4 protein-coding genes are annotated in these 18,414 nt (G+C 47.0%); all 4 read left to right on the top strand.

Annotated features, from left to right (window positions below; genetic code table 11):
• Positions 1-89 precede the first annotated feature (89 nt).
• The 4 genes from OH455_RS00670 (at position 90) to OH455_RS00655 (ending at position 18,395) form a co-directional block, all read left to right on the top strand.
• Positions 90-1,745, top strand: coding sequence for a multidrug ABC transporter permease/ATP-binding protein (locus OH455_RS00670; RefSeq protein WP_269979955.1), 1,656 nt, complete (start codon positions 90-92; stop codon positions 1,743-1,745).
• Between the two features lie 57 nt (positions 1,746-1,802).
• Complete coding sequence (locus OH455_RS00665; RefSeq protein ID WP_206368758.1) at positions 1,803-2,006, top strand: MbtH family protein; 204 nt, start codon at positions 1,803-1,805, stop codon at positions 2,004-2,006.
• Positions 2,007-2,079: 73 nt separating this feature from the next.
• A complete protein-coding gene (locus tag OH455_RS00660) occupies positions 2,080-12,978 on the top strand; it encodes a non-ribosomal peptide synthetase (RefSeq protein WP_269979954.1) in 10,899 nt (3,632 codons plus the stop codon).
• Positions 12,975-18,395: a non-ribosomal peptide synthetase gene (locus OH455_RS00655; protein ID WP_269979953.1), complete on the top strand. Its 5,421-nt coding sequence runs from the start codon at positions 12,975-12,977 to the stop codon at positions 18,393-18,395. Before OH455_RS00660 ends, OH455_RS00655 begins: the two co-directional genes overlap by 4 nt.
• The last annotated feature ends 19 nt before the right edge of the window (positions 18,396-18,414 follow it).

Here is an 18,414-nt window from a genome sequence, read left to right as displayed (position 1 = left end):
TGAGGGAGGTAATGCTCAGCTTTCCTTAATACTGCTTTAAAATTTGTTGATAATGATAATCACAATAATAATTAACACATGGATTTGAGATGAAATTACTTTTTCAGTTGGCCCATAAACAGCATAAAGCACTCGCTTTGGTTATTTTGCTGAGCGTGGCTAGTGCCTTTCTCAGTATTGGCGTGATTGCTTTTATTCAATATGAACTATTGAGCCAGACAACCAGTGTTCATAGTGCCATTTGGCAATTTGCTGGATTGCTGGTGTTGCTATTGATTACGGCGACCGTCGCGCAGGTGTCACTTCACAAGTTAGGCCACCAATTTGTCTATTCCAAGCGTTGTCAATTGGTTAAGCAACTGATCAACACGGATATTGAACAAATAGAAGATGTTGGTAGTGCTGGGGTGCTAGCATCACTGAATACCGACATTCGCAACATCACTATTGCTTTCGTTACCTTGCCGGAAATGATTTACGGCTTAGTACTTACCGTAGTGGCATTATCCTATCTCGCGTTCCTTTCACTACCTCTATTTGGTGTAAGCCTGCTGATGTTAGGTGTGACTGGTGTTATCGGCTATTGGTTGGTGACTCGTATCACTTTCCACGTCCGTCAGGTTCGTGAGTTGGAAGACAAGCTTTATCACGACTATCAGGCATTAATTGATGGTCGTAAAGAGCTATCACTTAACCCTAGTCGCGCACGTCGTTATTTCGAGGATGAGTTTGCTTCAAATGCTGCGGGTTATCGAGACGAAGTTACAAGAGCGGACATCTACAACGGTTTTGCTGCCAACATGGCCAACACGATTGTACTGGCACTGATTGGCCTCAACTTTTATCTGGCGCTGGGTTTAGGCTGGGCCGGTTTTGACGTTGCTTCTACCTTTGCTCTGGTCATCTTGTTTATGCGCATGCCGCTTATGGCTGCGGTTGGTGCGTTGCCAGGTCTGATTAGCGCCAATATTTCTATGCGTAAACTTGAATCGCTCGACCTAAGTGACAATGAAAACCTTGTTGAGGCTAACGAGCAGCCAGAACTATTTGAAGCTATCGATCTCCAGCAAGTGACTTATGAATACCGCGCTGACGGCGATGACCGTCCGTTTAAAGTTGGCCCAATCAATTTTAAAGCTTCGAAAGGTGAGATGATCTTCATCATTGGTGGTAATGGCAGCGGTAAATCTACGTTTGCTCGCTTGCTAACAGGTCTCTATCGCCCGCACTCTGGTAACGTCCTCCTAAATGGAAAGCAGATGGTAGAACACAATTGGTCTGACTACCGTCAGCAATTCTCTACCGTATTCAGTGATTTCTATTTGTTCCACCAGATCACCAATGGACAAGGCCAAGATGTGGCAGAGGCCGATATCAAAGAGTGGATGGATCGTCTGGAAATGAGCCACAAAGTGACTCAACAGAATGGTCGCTTGTCGGATGTTCGTTATTCACAAGGACAGCGTAAGCGTCTTGCGTTATTGATGGCCATTGCTGAACAGCGAGGCTGCATGCTTCTCGACGAATGGGCGGCAGATCAGGACCCTCGCTTTAGAAAAGTCTTTTACCAACAGTTACTGCCTCTGCTTAAAGAGCGTGGTGTGACTGTAATCGCTATTACCCACGATGACCGTTACTTCGATGCGGCAGATCGCATTTTCAAAATGGACAGTGGGCAACTGACGGAACTGGACACTGCTGATAAATCACAAGCTCAACAAGCAGTAGAAAGTGTCGTCGCTTAACCAAACAACAATCCAGAAAACCAAAACAATAAGAACAACGATCTAGTTGAGGATATTATGAGTATTGACAGCCCAAACACAGAATTTACCGTCGTTATCAACTTACAAGAACAGTACAGCATTTGGCCTACTTATCATCCAATTCCTAACGGATGGAAAGCCGTTGGTGTTACTGGCAATAAAGAAACTTGCCTTGCCCACATTAATGAAGTGTGGACTGATATGCGTCCGAAAAGCCTGCGAGAAGCGTTAGCTGAATAAGAGCACTCGCTTTTGCTTAATTTTGGTACCTAGTGTTTAGGTACCTGACATTTAACAGTTTTTAGGTATATGTATGTCAGTGGATGATATCACGATGACTCCGGCCAATGGTGGTTGGAGTCCACTTTCTCATTCTCAGCAACGTCTATGGTTGTTCCATCAACTCATGCCAGAAAGTATTGCGTATAACTTAGGTGGTGTTGCATGGTTATCGGGTGAGGGAATCACAAAAGAAAAAGTCCTAGACGCACTTTCTAAGATATTAGAAATGCACCCAGTCTTGCGTATAAAGATCGAACAAAGGGACGGACAACCTCAGCAGTCTGCGCAATATGATCAAGTCTCGGTAGCTTTTGTTGATTTAACTGATGAGGTTGATGCTGCTGACATTGTAAGGCGAGAAGCCAAAGCTAAGACTTATCAGCCGTATAATTTAGGAAATGAGCTACTGTGTAGATTCCACCTATACCAGTTGGCTGAAGATAGGTTTGCTCTAACCATTGCGGCACATCATTTGGTTACCGATGCTTGGTCACTACAGTTGTTTGTAAGCTCTCTTGTTCAATTTGTATCGGGAAAGTCACCCAAAAGCCCAAAAGGGATCAGTTACTTTGATTTTTCTGAAAGTCAAAATGACTTCGATCCTGTAAAAGAGAAGTCGGATTGGGAAGCTCTGAAGTTAATGGGTGAGGAGCCCTGCATTCTTCAAGGCAAGACGGCTCAGGAGCAGAGCGCGTATACTGCAGGGCATAGAGAAGAGTCATTAAATATTGCTGAATCAATTTTAGTGGAGAAGGCTGCCAAACATTTTGGTGTGACTAAATTCGAAGTGCTTTCTTCAGCGTTGTTGTTGACTTTGTCTTCGTATGCCAACAATTCTAAACCAACGATCACCGTTCCAGCATTCAATCGAGACTCCACGAATAGGCGGAATATCGGCTTCTACGTCAATAATTCTGTTTTGGGTGTTCAGGTAACTCCAGAGTTGAGCCTGAGAGAGGTTGTACTGCAGGCGAAAAGTAATCTACGGGAATCGCTAAAGTTTTCTCACTTACCTATTGAGAAACTTTTAGGGCAGGCAACCCTTCCTACTGTCGCGTTCAATTATCGTAATCATGGACATAATCTCGTTGTTGAAAGTATCAGTGAACAAGGCAACTCGATTAAAGCTGTCTTTGAAGAGTTTCCAGTGACAGAAACGCCTTTCGAACTCGTTCTTGATGCCATTGCAGGAGAGCAACTATCGCTGCGACTTGTCTATGCACAAGAGAAGTTCACTCAAGCTCAAATTGACAGCATTTTAAGCACGTACAAAAACGTTCTGAACCAGATCTGCCAATCTCCTCAACAGTTTCTAGCACAGACTATCGCGCTTTCCAGCTCAGATACAGTGGCCTTGGAAGCGCACTCAGCGGTACAACAAACATGGAATCCAGTGACCTTTATGGCGCTGGTGGTTGATCAAGCAAAACAGCGCCCTGAAAAAATCGCATTAAAACATCGCGATAAAACGATAACTTACGCTGAATTAGAGGCTCAATCGAATTTAGTCGCGCACTCACTACGTCAAAGAGACGTACAATCAGAAAGTGTTGTTGGTGTGATGATGGAGCGTGGCACCGATATGTTGGTCGCCATGCTGGGCATCATGAAAGCAGGCTGCGCATTCCTGCCACTTGATCCGGATTATCCTGCTGAGCGCATTAGCTTTATGCTTGAAGACAGCGAAGCTCAGCAGTTACTGACTCAACGGCACTTGATGGGTAAGGCGAAAGATCTTTTCATCTGCTCCGAAAGTTCTCAAGCGTGTATTGCTATCGAATCTTTGTTAGCAACTGAGGCTCCAGTATCTGAGCTTGCTGAGTTTTCATATCCAGATATCCACTTAGACCAGCTGGCGTATTTGATTTACACCTCTGGCTCAACAGGAAAACCAAAAGGCGTGGCAGTTAGTCATCGCGGGTTGACAATGCACGTCCAGACGATTGGCGAGCAGTATGGCATGACGCCTGAAGACACAGAGCTGCATTTTGCTTCTATCAGTTTTGATGGCGCCGTGGAACGTTGGACTGTTCCACTGGCGTTTGGCTCAACGCTGATCATTCGTGACCAACAGTTGTGGACACCAGAAAAAACGACTCAAGTATTGGTAGACGAGAAAGTCACCATCGCTTGTTTCCCGCCAAGTTATGCAGGACCTTGGCTAGATTGGGTTGAACAAACTCAGCCAGATTTGGCTCTGCGTTCATTGACTCTGGGTGGTGAGGCATTTACCCGAGAAACCTTTGAACGAATTCAACGGGTGGTTAATCCACCTCGCATCGTCAATGGTTACGGCCCAACAGAAACGGTCGTTACTCCGATGATCTGGCGTGCCTATCCAGAAGATAAACTGGAAAGCTCGTACGCACCGATTGGTCAGCCTGTGGGTGACCGTAAGTTGTATGTGCTGGACGAGAACCTTAAGCAGGTACCATTTGGAACGGTTGGCGAGCTATACATCGGCATGGAGTCTGGCCTTGCTCGTGGTTACTTGAAACGACCTGATTTGACTGCTGAGCGTTTTATCCCGGATCCATTTGCCGCTAACGGCGAGCGTATGTATCGCACTGGTGATTTGGTTCGATTTAGACAAGATGGTGTTGTTGAATACCTTGGCCGTGCCGATCAACAAGTAAAAATTCGCGGCTTCCGGATTGAGCTTGGAGAAATTGAATCTCGCCTACAGACGCTTGCTAATGCTGAGTTTTGTGCGGTTGTCGCACACCAGTCGCCGACAGGAAAGCGCCTGGTCGGTTATGTTCAATTGAGTGAAACAGAGCAACAATCTGAGTCTCAATGGCGCATAGAATTAGCCTCCCAATTGCCAGATTATATGGTGCCGTCACGTATCATTGTTAGCCAGACACTTCCTCTGACACCAGCTGGTAAGGTGGATCGAAAGCAACTTGCCGCACCGGATTGGGATGAAGAACAGAAAGCAGGATTGCGGCTGGAAGGAGACATCCAACATCAGCTGGCTGAAATATGGCGTGAGCTCCTAAAAGTAGAGTCTATTGGTTCTGACAGCCATTTCTTTGCACTTGGTGGAGATTCCATTACCGCTTTGCAAATGGTAGGTAAGCTTCGCCAACGAGGTTTGATGCTGACACCAAAGCAAGTGTTTGACCATCCAGAACTCGCTGAAATGGCGTTATGTGTTCTCGATAGCCAAATCAAACCAGCTGAACAAGGTGAGCTGAATGGCAAAGTAGCCTTGCTACCAATGCAGAAGCGATTCGTTGAGAACTATCTGGATAAGAATGGTCAGCTAGAACTGTGTAACCAGTACGCAAAACTCAACTTGCCAGCTCCGGTTAATGCAGACACGATTGTCCGAGCACTCAAGCAAGTGGTGCAGCATCACGATAGTTTGCGCCTCTCTTTCGAGGCTCCTAATACAACAACACCTGACGCAGCAGAGTATCTAGCTGAATATGTGACTAGCGCAGATTTTGCATTCCACCTTTATGCCGAGCAGATAGACATTGATGCTGTGCAGAGTGCAATTAATCCGTCTGTTGGTAAGCAATTGTCCGTTGGCCTGAATACTGAGACGGGCGAAATGCTGATTGCCGTTCACCACCTTGTCATTGATGCGCTTTCTTGGCCTGTGCTTATTCAAGATTTGCTGGGCAGTTATCAGCAAGAAATGGGTGTTAACTCTTATGCCTTCGCTTCTAAAACTCACAATCAGGCTGATTGGTATGAGGCATTAGAGAATCTTCAGATCAATCATAAACAGTCCGAATTCTGGAATGCTCAGCGAGCTGAACCTGCTTTTGCTGAAGGTTCAGCTAAGGAAGGCGAAAGCAAAGGAATTCATAAGCACAGTTACCATATAACCAAAGAGCTCGCCGAGCCACTGCTTGCATCGACTCAGGCCTTTGCCAGAATGAGCAAGGAGCAGACTTTGATGGCATTGTCTGCACTTGCAGTAAAACAAATAACCTCTGCAAATGAGATCGTCATTCATCGCGAAAGCCATGGTCGATACAGTGAGTCGTTTGGGTTGGATCTTTCACGCAGTGTTAACTGGCATACTGCGCTGTTCCCACAAAAAGTTGTGTTGAGTGACGGCATTAGTGAACTGTTAGCGAGTGTAAAAGATGGCTCACATGTAATCACCGATGGTGGCTTGAGTTACTCAGCGGGTGTTGTTCAACAGCAATGGCAGTATCAAGACAATGTTGATGTGCTATTTAACTTCCTAGGCCGAGCAACGCAGGCTGCCGTGAAAGAGGCTGAACTGGGTGAGTTTGGCCTATGGCGACCAGAAGACGCTATAGCTGATGCCGTAATTGCATTGAATATCAGTGAAACTGATGATGGCTTTGATGTCGAATTAGAGTTTTCACTTTCTGCTCTGTCGAAATCTGAGTGTGATGCGTATGTTCATCACTTAGAAGCGGCAATCAGAGCAGTGACGGAACATTGCACGTCTAACTCCGCCGTTTTGACGCAAGCCGATGCGCCAAATAGTCATCTGAGTCTTGCTACGCTAAGCCATGTAAGTGGTAGCGCTCATCAACTTCCGAATCAAATTCTACCGTTGTCTACGCTACAGCAAGGTTTGTACTTCCACGCTCAGCTATCGCAAGACACAAGTACCTACGTCAACCAAATTACCTTGCCTATATCGGGAGCTGATGCTGCTCAATTAGAAGAGGGTTGGAAAGCCTTGATGAAGCGTCATTCAATTCTACGTAGTACGCTGCATCAAGTAGAAGGTCAGGCGCATCTGTATGTATGGGATGACCTTCCTATCACGAGCAGAGTCTTTGATGGGCGAGAGGACGTAGGCTTTGAACTAGAGTCGTATAAACGTTCGCTCATTGAACAAGGTTTTGAACTGGAGCAAGATGCGAGCACCCAGCAGCTAAAACCTTTGTGGCGAGTAGATCTTGTGACAACGGGCGACAATGAGATCGCTTGTATCTTCACCATCCACCACATTTTGATGGATGGTTGGAGCACCGGTGTTCTACTTAGCGAACTATTTGCTCACTACCAAAATATGAGCCTGCCTGTTGTCAGCCATGATTTTTCTGACTATTTAGAATGGGTTGTACAGCAAGAGCCAGAAAGTGCTCAAGAGTACTGGCGTGCTTATCTGAATGGTGTTGAAGCGCCAACAATGTTGGTTGAACAATACGGTTCGAACACAGATAAACTAGGGCATGTGCGCCACAACGTGGACTTCAGTGCTGAGGTACTAAGTGGTTGGCAGTCTCAACTGAAGTCATCTGGCATCACGCTAAACACTCTTATTCAGGGCGCATGGCTGCTGACGCTTCAACGTTACACGGGTCAGTCTCAGCCTGTTTTTGGCAATACGGTTGCGGGTCGACCATCGTCACTGGCAAACAGTGAAGCCATGGTTGGGCTCTTTATTAATACCTTGCCTGTTACATCGATGGTCGACTGGCAGGCGAAAGCCGGTGAATGGCTTGGCGATATACAAGAGCAGGCGAGCGCGCAGCGTGAATTCAGCCATGTCTCTTTGTCAGAGGTACAAGCGCAATCTCCGCTTGATGGTGAGAATCTGTTTGATTCGTTGGTGGTATTTGAAAACTACCCATTGGATGAGAGCCTGTTTAGTGAAACTGGCCTTAAAATTGGCGAGCCTGACAGTTATGAGTTTACGCATTACCCGTTAACGCTGGCGGTATTGCCAAGTGAATCATTACGTATTGTTTTTGCGTACGACTCAGCGAAATTCTCGCAGTCAGATATTGATGCGCTGTCAGCAACGACGTCTCATTATCTTGAGCAGCTTGTCGATAAGCTGACTCATAACCTGAGTGATATTGATGTATTGGACGCCGAGCAACAGTCTCGCTTGTCCGGTCATGTAAAAGAGCCTGAACCCTGGGCTTACAAACCCTTCACTGAACTGTTAAAAGAGCAGGTGCTTGCACAACCAGATAGTGAAGCGCTTGTGGCGAATCCTCTTGGGGGAACGGCCTTATCAACTAATGGCTCGGAACGGCTTGCTTTGACATACCAACAACTGGATAACTTCAGTGATGGCGTAGCCGCTGAGCTAATTGTGCGCGGTATTCAACGAGATCAGCGAGTCGGTGTAATGTTTGCCCGTGGCGCAGACATGTTGGTGGCAATGATCGGTGTGTTGAAAGCCGGAGCTGCATTCCTACCTTTAGATCCTTCATACCCTCAAGACCGACTGGCCTACATGGTTGAAGATAGCGATGCACAGTGGTTAATTTCAGACGATAGTTCGCAACAATTGGCACGTGAGATTTGTCAGCCAGATAACATCATTGCGTATTCTGAAATCGACCTTCAGCAGCCTGTTTTAAATCGCCCTGAAATTTTGGAAGAGCAGCTGGCGTATGTGATCTATACCTCCGGCTCAACGGGTAAACCTAAAGGTGTGTGTGTTTCTCATTCAGGTCTGAGTATGCACGTTCAAACTATTGGCCAACGATATGGCATGACGCCACGAGACATCGAGCTGCACTTTGCTTCGATCAGTTTTGATGGTGCCGTTGAGAGATGGACTGTCCCTCTGGCCTTTGGTTCAAAGCTGGTGATTCGAGACCAGCAGCTTTGGAGTGCACAAGAGACATGTGAAGTGCTTGAGCGTGAAGCCGTGACCATCGCGTGCTTCCCGCCAAGCTATGTTGGACCACTGCTAGAGTGGATTGAGGTTGAACAGCCAACATTAGCGGTACGTTCTTGGACTCTGGGTGGTGAAGCCTTTACACGAGAGACCTATTTCAAGCTTCAGCAGGTACTGAATCCGAAGCGTATTATCAACGGGTACGGCCCGACGGAAACTGTCGTGACGCCAATGATCTGGCAGGCTTATCCTGAAACGCCGCTAGAAAGTGCTTATGCCCCTATCGGTACTGCTGTCGGTGCACGTAGTCTGTATGTATTAGATAGCGACCTTCGTCAAGTTCCTTCTGGTGTCAGTGGTGAATTGTACATTGGTGAAGAAGTTGGCTTAGCTAGAGGCTATCTTGATCGTCCAGACTTAACGGCCGAGCGTTTTGTTCCCGATCCATTTGCGAATAATGGAGAGCGCATGTATCGCACTGGCGACTTAGTTCGCTGGCGCGAAGATGGTGTAATGGAGTATCTGGGTCGAGCAGATGACCAAATAAAAATTCGAGGCTTCCGTGTCGAATTAGGTGAAATCGAGTCACGATTACAGAGCATCAGTGGCAGTAAACTGAGTGCTGTCACTGCCTTTGAAGGTTCAGCTGGAAAATACTTGGTCGGTTACGTAGAAGGTCAGGCTGACCTAATAAACAGCGATGATATTCTCGCTCAAATGGCGAAAGTACTACCTGACTACATGGTGCCTTCACAGCTTGTGGTTATGGATTCGATGCCATTGACGCCAGCAAGTAAAGTCGACAAGAAAAAACTGCCGCAGCCTGATAACCATGTTCAGCACAAAGCCTATGAAGCACCAGAAGGTGAGATTGAGCAGCTTCTGGCACAAGAATGGCAAGCCTTGTTTGGGCTAGAGAAGGTGAGTCGTAATGACGACTTCTTCGCTCTGGGTGGTCAGTCATTACTTGCTACCCAGCTAGTTGGACGTTTGCAGCAAAAACACCAGATTCGTCTTTTACTACAGAGTGTCTTTGATTCTCCAAGACTAGATGTGATGGCAACTCAGTGTACATCACTCAAGGAACCTGCAGTCACGATCAAAGCAGTGCCGCGCATGGAAACCATGCCAGTAAGTGCTTCGCAGAAGCGTTTATGGTTTGTTCAACAGCTGATGCCTGAAAGCTCTGCTTATCACATGCCGCTTGGCCTTAAGTTAAAAGGTGAAGTGAATAGAGACTGGCTAGAGCAGTCGTTGCGCACTGTGATTAGCCGCCATGAGGCTCTGCGTACCAGCTTCGTGCAGGTGGATGGCGAGCTGATGCAGTCTATCCATTCTGATGACGACGCATGTCAATTCGCATTACCAGAATACTCAGCTGATGAGTTCTTCGACCTAGAGGCTCAGCGCCTCAACTGGATCGGTGAAGCTTTTGATTTGTCATCGCCTTCACTATTGAGAGCATACTTAATCAAGCATTCAGAACAGGAATTTGAGTTACTTCTGGTTGTCCATCACATCATCTCTGATGGCATTTCGATTCAAAAACTAGTTCGAGAACTGTCGGCTGTTTATTCGTTGTACGGTCATTCAGGTCAGTTTGAATCAAACATTGAGGCTGACGCGCTGGATTACGCCGATTACGCTAGCTGGCAGCAAGAGTGGTTAAAATCAGATAGCGCCAAAGAATCACTATCATGGTGGAAAGAGGCGTTAGCAAAAGATATTGAGCCGCTTGTGCTCCATAGCGATGTCGCGAGAGATCAGCTAGAAACCACCGGTCAGCGTCATCACTTCACTCTGACCAAGCAGCAGGTTAACGAGATTGAAACTCTTGCTGCACAAAGTGCAACGACCCCGTTTAACGTTATGTTAAGCCTGTGGCACTTATTGCTGCACAAGTATTCTGGGCGTGATGAAATTCGAGTCGGTATCCCGGTTGCGGGCCGAACACAACCAGATACTCAGCAGATGCAAGGCTGCTTCATTAACAATTTGGTGATCCCTGCACAGTTAGATGCGGCAATGAGTTACGACAATCTGCTCCTAGAGACAAAACGCTTTACCGAGCAGGCGTTGACCCATCAGGATGTGCCATTTGAGGTACTAGTGGAGTCTTTGGGGGTGACGGGTAATTTACAGCACCACCCGCTGTATCAGACAAGTTTCAACTTCCAACGTATTGAACGTTCAATTCTCGCTGAATGGGGAGGGTTGCAAGCAGAAGCGTTTGATCCGGGCGTGGTCGCGGCTCAGTTAGAATTAAGCTTAGATGTTCAGGCTTATGATGACGGTGAATGGAGTGGTTTTGTTAACTACGCAGCACCCGTATTCGATCAAACGTTTGTCGAAGCGTTACTTGGTCATTGGCTCAAATTACTTGAACAAGTTGCATTAAATCCTAACGCGATGCTGTCTGAACTTAAGTTGGTTGATTCTGACGAGATTGCACTAATTGACGCTTTCAACGCGACGAAGAAATCATGGGGTGAAATGCTTCCACCGCCAGTTGCTGTTGAAGCCCAAGCAAAACGCACACCTGAGGCGATTGCTTTGTCAATGGGGCAGCAGTCGATGACTTACGCTGAATTCGACAGCAAAGTGAATCAGTTGGCTCAGTGGTTACGCCAACAAGGAGTGGGTGAAGAAACCAGAGTTGGCCTTGGTTTACCACGTTCGTTTGAATTAGTGATTGGCCTACATGCGATTACTCGTGCTGGTGGTGCTTATGTGCCATTGGACCCAAGTTATCCAGCAGAACGTTTGAATTACATTCTTGAGTCTGCGGGCGTATCCATCTTACTGACCGATAGTGAGACCTTGCCACAATGGCCAGAAAATCCTCAATGTCAGTATGTGGCGCTAAATCAGGCTGAGATCTTAAAGCAAATCAATGAGCAGAGCACTGAGGTTCCAGTGGTAAATTGGCAGGCGGATCAGTCGCTGTATGTCATCTTCACTTCCGGTTCTACAGGGCTACCAAAAGGCGTGGTAAATACCCAGTCGGCACTGCACAACCGTTTGGCTTGGATGCAAAATGAGTATCAGTTAGATGCCAGTGATTGTGTCCTTCAGAAAACACCGTTTAGCTTTGATGTCTCTGTGTGGGAATTCTTCTGGCCGCTTATGTACGGTGCGAGATTGGCCATTGCTGAGCCAGATCACCACCGACAACCTGAGTTATTGCATAACACCATTCGAGAGCAGGGCGTAACGACGATCCACTTCGTTCCTTCAATGCTTCATGCTTTTGAAAGTGAAACGGATATTGGAGAGTGCAGCAGCCTGCGCCATATTATTTGTAGCGGTGAAGCTCTACCTGCTGAGTTGACCGAAAAAGTGTTGACGGGTGCGCCAGATTGTCAGCTGCATAACCTCTATGGTCCGACTGAAGCGGCTATTGACGTGACTTACTGGCAATGTGAATTGCCCGTTGGTAAGCGCATCCCGATTGGTCATGCGATTAGCAACACCCAACTTCATGTATTGGATGATTGTTGGAATCCAGTTCCAGTCGGTGTGCCTGGTGAGCTATACCTTGCGGGTGATGGCCTTGCGCGCGAGTACCTATCCAGACCAGATTTGACGGCCGATCGCTTTGTGCCAAACCCGTTTGCTACTACTGCATCAGGAAAGCAAGATGGGAACTTGGGTTCTCGTATGTATCGGACCGGTGATCAGGTGGTTCGCATGCCAAATGGCAGACTTGAATACTTGGGTAGATTGGATCATCAGGTAAAAATTCGTGGGCTTCGTATTGAGCTGGAAGAAATTGAGAATGTTCTGAACCAACACGATGACGTCGATGAGTCTGCTGTCATAGCTTACGAGCATCAAACAGGCACGCAGCTTGTCGCTTACGTGGTTTGTGGTGATTGGAGTTTGGAAAAAGAAGTGGCTGCTAAAGCGCACTTGAATGACCACCTTCCAGACTACATGGTTCCTGCAATCTACGTTGCACTGGATGAAATGCCTCTTTCACCTAATGGTAAGCGTGATCGCAAAGCATTGCCTTCTCCAGAATGGAGTCAAGTGGAGTATCGTGCCCCGGAGAGTGAACTGGAAATTTGGTTTGCCAACACTTGGCAGCAAGTCCTTGGCTCAGAAAAAGTGGGCTTAGATGATAACTTCTTTGCGCTCGGAGGCCATTCTCTGTTAGCCACACGTATCGTCGCTCAAGCACAAAAAGAGCTCGATTTGGCGATCTCATTAAAAGACTTCTTTGCCGCTGGGACGCTACAGGCGTTAACGGATGCACTTCAATCTCAGTATCAGGCAAACAATGAACAAGAACAGGATGAACTCGACGCCATGGCTGCACTAATGGACGAGTTGGAATTGTTATGACCCAAGAATCAAATTTAAAAGCACAACAAAAACCAAAAATAGACAAATTTGCATTAGCAAAACGTTTTTTAAACCTTGGTGAGCAAGAGCAGGCGAAATTTATCGCTCTGCTTGACGCCAAAGGAATGAGTTTCGAAAAGTTACCGATTGTACCAGCAGAGGAGGTGCGTGATGTGCCTCTTTCTCCGGCGCAGAAAAGACTTTGGGACATCTATCAGCTTGATGCTGGTAATAGTGCTTACCATATCAGTGGTGGTTTTGAGCTAACTGGTGAGCTCTCTACCGATAAAATGGAACTGGCGCTTGCTGAAGTCATGAGTAAACACCACGCGCTAAGAACGCGCTTTGTTGTTTCGGACCAAGGTGAGCCGAAGCAGCATGTTGACCAGCACTGTATTGCTCACTTTGAGCTTAAAGACGGCAGACACTTAACGGAAAACCAGCTAGGCGAATGGACATCAGAATTTATTGCCAAGCCATTTGATTTGCTTCATGAGATGCCGGTGCGAATGGCGTGTATTCGCGCATCTGAAGATAAAACTCATGTGATCATTGTGATGCATCATATTGTGTCTGACGGCTGGTCTATTGGATTGTTTATGCAGGACTTGGTCACCGCCTATCAGGGGGCGTCTCTAGAGCCATTGAGCATCCAGTACAGTGACTTTTCTGTCTGGCAGGATGCACTACTAAAAGCGGGCAAAGGGGATGAGGATCTTCAATTCTGGCAGCAAGAGTTAGGTGATAAGCAGCCACAGAAACTGTTTGAGTGGACAGGCGATATTGCACCTAATCAGCGCCGAGAAGCACAGCAGGAAAGCCTTAAATTTGATAGTAATGTTTCTGAACGCATTGCACGCCTTGCAAGGCAAAATAACGTCACCACTTCGAGCTTCTGGCTAGCCATTTGGCAGGCTGCGCTGTTCAAGTTGACAGGGCTTAACGATATCAATATTGGTATGCCAATGGCTAACCGCGCCCGACCAGAAGTATCTGACGTTATTGGCTTTTTCGTAAACACTAATGTGGTTGCGCAAGACGTAAAACCTGAGCAGAGCTTTGGTCAAATAATGACTAGAGCTCACAGTAAAGTGCTGGAGATTCAGGAACACCAGCTATTGCCATTTGATCGTGTGGTTTCTTCATTGTTGGCGGAAAGGTTGGTTGGCGAAACGCCTTACTTTCAAGTGTTGTTTAATCATCAGGTCAATCAAACCGAGTCAGTCGAGTTTGCTCCGGGTCTAGCGGCAAAACCGCTGGCGCTAAAAGGCAACTTCGCACTGTTTGATGTTGCTTTGGATGTGTTGGAATCTTCGAGGGGTACTCAGGTAACGCTAACCTATGCCAAAGATCGTATCGATCCCCAGATGATGGTTTCGCTTACTAGCACTCTGAATCTGTTGGTCTCGCAAGCAGAACAAAACCTGAATACACCGTTGGCTGCGCTTAACTCACTGGATGAGGCTCAGCTCGCCAGATTATCGGAACTGTCGCAGCCAGAAGGTGAGTGGCGTTATCAACCCGTCACTGAGTTATTCGACCTCCAGGGTATTGAGCAACCGTCAGCCATTGCATTAAAACACGGCCAGCAAAGTGTCTCGTTTAAACAGCTGGAAGAAAAATCGAACCAGCTGGCGAACCAGTTGGTAGAGCAGGGTGTCGTTCGCGATCAAGCTGTGGGCGTTCTTTTTGAGCGCGGCAACGATATGATCATAGCGATGATCGCCATTATGAAGGCCGGTGGGGCGTTTCTACCGCTTGACCCTGATTATCCGACCGACCGATTGGCTTACATGATCGAGGATTCTGCTGCGAGCTTGGTTATCAGCGAGCAATCATTGCGCTCACGTTGGGATGAGATTGATTCACACGTCCTCTCCCATTCGGATCAGACCTCTTCTGTTTCACCGCTTTATATGGATGAGCTAGATTGGCAAGGTCTCTCAAAAGCCAAGCCAGAAGTAGAACTCTTGCCGGAGCAGTTGGCTTACATCATCTACACATCAGGGTCGACGGGTAAACCTAAAGGCGTGGCGATTGCCCATGATGGCCTGAGTATGCATGTGCAGACGATTGGGGCTCAGTATGGGATGACGCAAGATGACGTTGAGCTTCACTTTGCTTCGATCAGTTTTGATGGAGCGGTAGAGCGCTGGACAGTGCCATTGGCGTTTGGTTCTCGTTTGGTGATTCGCGATCAACAACTGTGGAGTGCAGAGAAAACCTGTGATGTCCTCAAACAGGAAGGGATTACGATAGCCTGTTTCCCTCCAAGTTATGTCGGGCCTTTATTGGACTGGATTGAGACGACTCAGCCTCAGTTAAATGTACGTTCTTGGACTTTGGGTGGTGAAGCCTTTACCCGTGAAACCTATGACCGCCTGCAATTTGTTGTAAACCCACCACGTATTATCAACGGCTATGGGCCAACAGAAACCGTGGTGACACCCATGATCTGGCGGGCTTACCCACAAGATAAGCTAACCAGCGCCTATGCACCCATCGGTCAACCTGTTGGGGCTCGTAGACTTTACGTGTTAGATGGTTTGCTTAACCAAGTTGCCGAAGGCGCAGTCGGGGAGTTGTACATTGGTGAAGAAGTCGGCCTAGCACGCGGGTATCTGGGTAAGCCCGATATGACCTCAGAAAGATTTATGCCGGATCCATTTACCAATAATGGCGAGCGTATGTATCGCACTGGTGACTTAGTTCGTTGGCGGGAAGACGGTGTCATGGAGTATTTTGGCCGCGTTGACCAACAGATAAAAATCCGTGGATTCAGAATAGAGCTGGGTGAGATCGAATCAAGGCTTCAGCAAATATCCGGTGTCGAGACTTGCGTGGTTGCGGCGCATCGTCATGGTTCTATGACCCACCTTGTGGGTTACCTGCATGGCGCTGATGCAAACGAGGCTGATAGCGCTTCGATATTATCTGAGCTTGCGGAGCACTTGCCTGAGTATATGGTTCCAGCGCATCTTGTGGTGCTAGATGATTTGCCGTTAACTCCAGCAGGTAAGGTCGATAGAAAAGCGCTGCCGGAACCAGAATTCAAATCTGTATTGTCGCAAGGTTTGCCACCGCAAGGTGAGAAAGAAACCCTCCTTGCTGATATTTGGCAAGAGCTACTGGGTATTAATTCTGTTAGCCGAGAAGATAGCTTCTTTGCGTTAGGTGGAGACTCTATATTGAGCCTTCAGCTAGTGAGTAAACTAAAACTGGCAGGTCTTAACGTATCTCCAAAGCAAGTATTCCAAGCGCCAGTATTGAGCGAGTTAGCACAAGTACTTGAAGCAGCGGTTGAGCAAGAGCAAAGAGAGTTACCAAAACAACCATTTGGTCTGATGCCAATTCAGGCTCATTTCATGGCGCAAAACTTTGCTCAGCCAAATCACTGGAACCAGCATGTGTGTGTTGAGTTGAAGCAGGAAATGGATATTCAAGCACTGGATACTGCCCTTAAAGGGTTAGTGGAGCACCACCCCGCGTTGAGATTGTCGTTTTCTCAAAATGGGGATAAATGGCAGCAGCAATACGTAGAGAATGTTTCCCATGATCTTCTGTGGAAAACTCAGCTAAACAGCTTAGAAGCATTCGAAGTGTTTGCTCACGAGTTGCAAACAAGCCTTGATATCGAAGCAGGCCGACAGATTCAGGCAGGCTACGCTCAAATCGAGGGGCACAAATCTCGCTTGATGATTGTAATTCATCACCTGGCTGTAGATGGCGTCTCATGGCGAGTCCTGATGGATGATTTATGGCGTGCTTATCAGCAAACGCTTTCTAGTGATGAAAAGTCAACGAAAACAGTTGAGCTACCACCTGTTTACACCTCTCTGGATATGGCAGTGGATAGCCTCAACACATGGGCATTAACAGAACAAGGCAAAGCTAGGAAAGCCGTTTGGGATCAGCAAACTATCCATGCAGAAAATACACATGCTAAAGCAACTTATGGCAACAAGCGTTCACTGAAGGTTGAGCTAAGCCGTGAGGTGACGTCGGCTTTACTGAGCTGTGAAAATATCACAGTTGAGCTTGTCTCTGCTATGACAGCAATTATGGGAAGCAAAGAAGATGGTCAAAGCGTATATCTAGAAAGTCATGGTCGTGACGAGTCTGTCTATGAAGGGTTAGATCTAAGCCGCATGGTGGGCTGGATGACGAGCCTATATCCTATGACTTTGAATACCTCAGATTCTCGAGACGATATCGCCGAGCGTATGGCGCTATTGAACCAAGACTCAGGCATTGGCTATGGACTGCGCTACTTAGAGGATGAGCCTCAAGAACAAACTGCGCAGATAACCTTCAATTACCTAGGCCAGTATCAAGGCAATAGTTTTGCTCATTGGTGTCAACCAGTGTCGTCAAACTCGCGTGATCAAGCAGATGATAATACTATGTTGACGCCTTTGGTCATTAATGCCCAAGTTGTGGATGGTGTATTGAGCGCTGATTTTGAATATGCAACCAGTCATTATTCGCAATCAGATATCGAGACCAAAGCGACTAAATGGAAAGAAAAGCTTGAATTGGTACACTCGGCATCTGAATCCCAAAAAGGCGAGGCGATAGCAGCCAAAGCTGACCTCAAATTGATCGAGAAGCTTAATACCGATGTTGACGGGATTTCACCTGTATTCTGTATTCATCCAGTGACGGGCCGAACAGTTGGTTATCAAAAACTAGCTCAAGCATTGGCGGGCAAACGCACCGTTTATGGTGTTCAGTCTCAGAGCTTCGTTTATCCAAATCGCTTTGACACTTCGTTTAGCGCAATGGCTGATACTTATTGCGCGACTATTCGTCAAATACAGCCATCAGGGCCTTATACATTGATTGGTTGGTCGCTTGGCGGCGCGCTCTGTCAAGAAGTCGCAGCTAGTCTCGAAGCTGCAGGTGAAAGTGTAGCTTTCCTCGGGTTGCTCGACTGCTATGTTCCAGGTACTGAAATCGCAGAAGATCAATGGGAATCACCGACAGCAAAAACCAAGTTGATTGAGCATCTAGAATTGCTCTTGGGTAAGTTATCGGAAGGGCAAAAGCAAACTTGTCTTGCAGGATTTGACCAATCATCACCGGATAACTGGCCAAGCGTATTTTCATCTTGGTTGGCGTCACAAAACTTCGATCACTACCTGTCTGAAAGTGCACAGCAAATGCTGTATAGCTGGGCGGTAGAGCAGCACATGAGATCGCTGTGTCACGAGTATCAGTTACCTAAAATTAATACCCAGCCAACGGCATATTGGGCTGGGCAACCTCAAGGCCGACACAAACTGTTGAGTTCGGAATTGTCCAAAGTTAACGTCCAGTTAAGCAGTGAGGTGCTGGATACGGATCATTTAGGGATAGTGCAAGACAGTGTACTGATCGAGAAATTACGCCATTTATTAATAATTAATACATTATAGAACCATAACGACTAATTTA

This window comes from Vibrio sp. T11.5 (genome assembly GCF_027587155.1).
Lineage (GTDB): Bacteria > Pseudomonadota > Gammaproteobacteria > Enterobacterales > Vibrionaceae > Vibrio > Vibrio neptunius.
This window is presented reverse-complemented; position numbering and strand designations above follow the sequence as displayed.

What these genes read in the sequence shown, in the direction of transcription:
- OH455_RS00655 (WP_269979953.1), top strand. Translation starts at nt 12,975, where the DNA reads ATGACCCAAGAATCAAATTTAAAAGCACAACAAAAACCAAAAATAGAC.
- OH455_RS00660 (WP_269979954.1), top strand. Translation starts at nt 2,080, where the DNA reads ATGTCAGTGGATGATATCACGATGACTCCGGCCAATGGTGGTTGGAGT.
- OH455_RS00670 (WP_269979955.1), top strand. Translation starts at nt 90, where the DNA reads ATGAAATTACTTTTTCAGTTGGCCCATAAACAGCATAAAGCACTCGCT.
- OH455_RS00665 (WP_206368758.1), top strand. Translation starts at nt 1,803, where the DNA reads ATGAGTATTGACAGCCCAAACACAGAATTTACCGTCGTTATCAACTTA.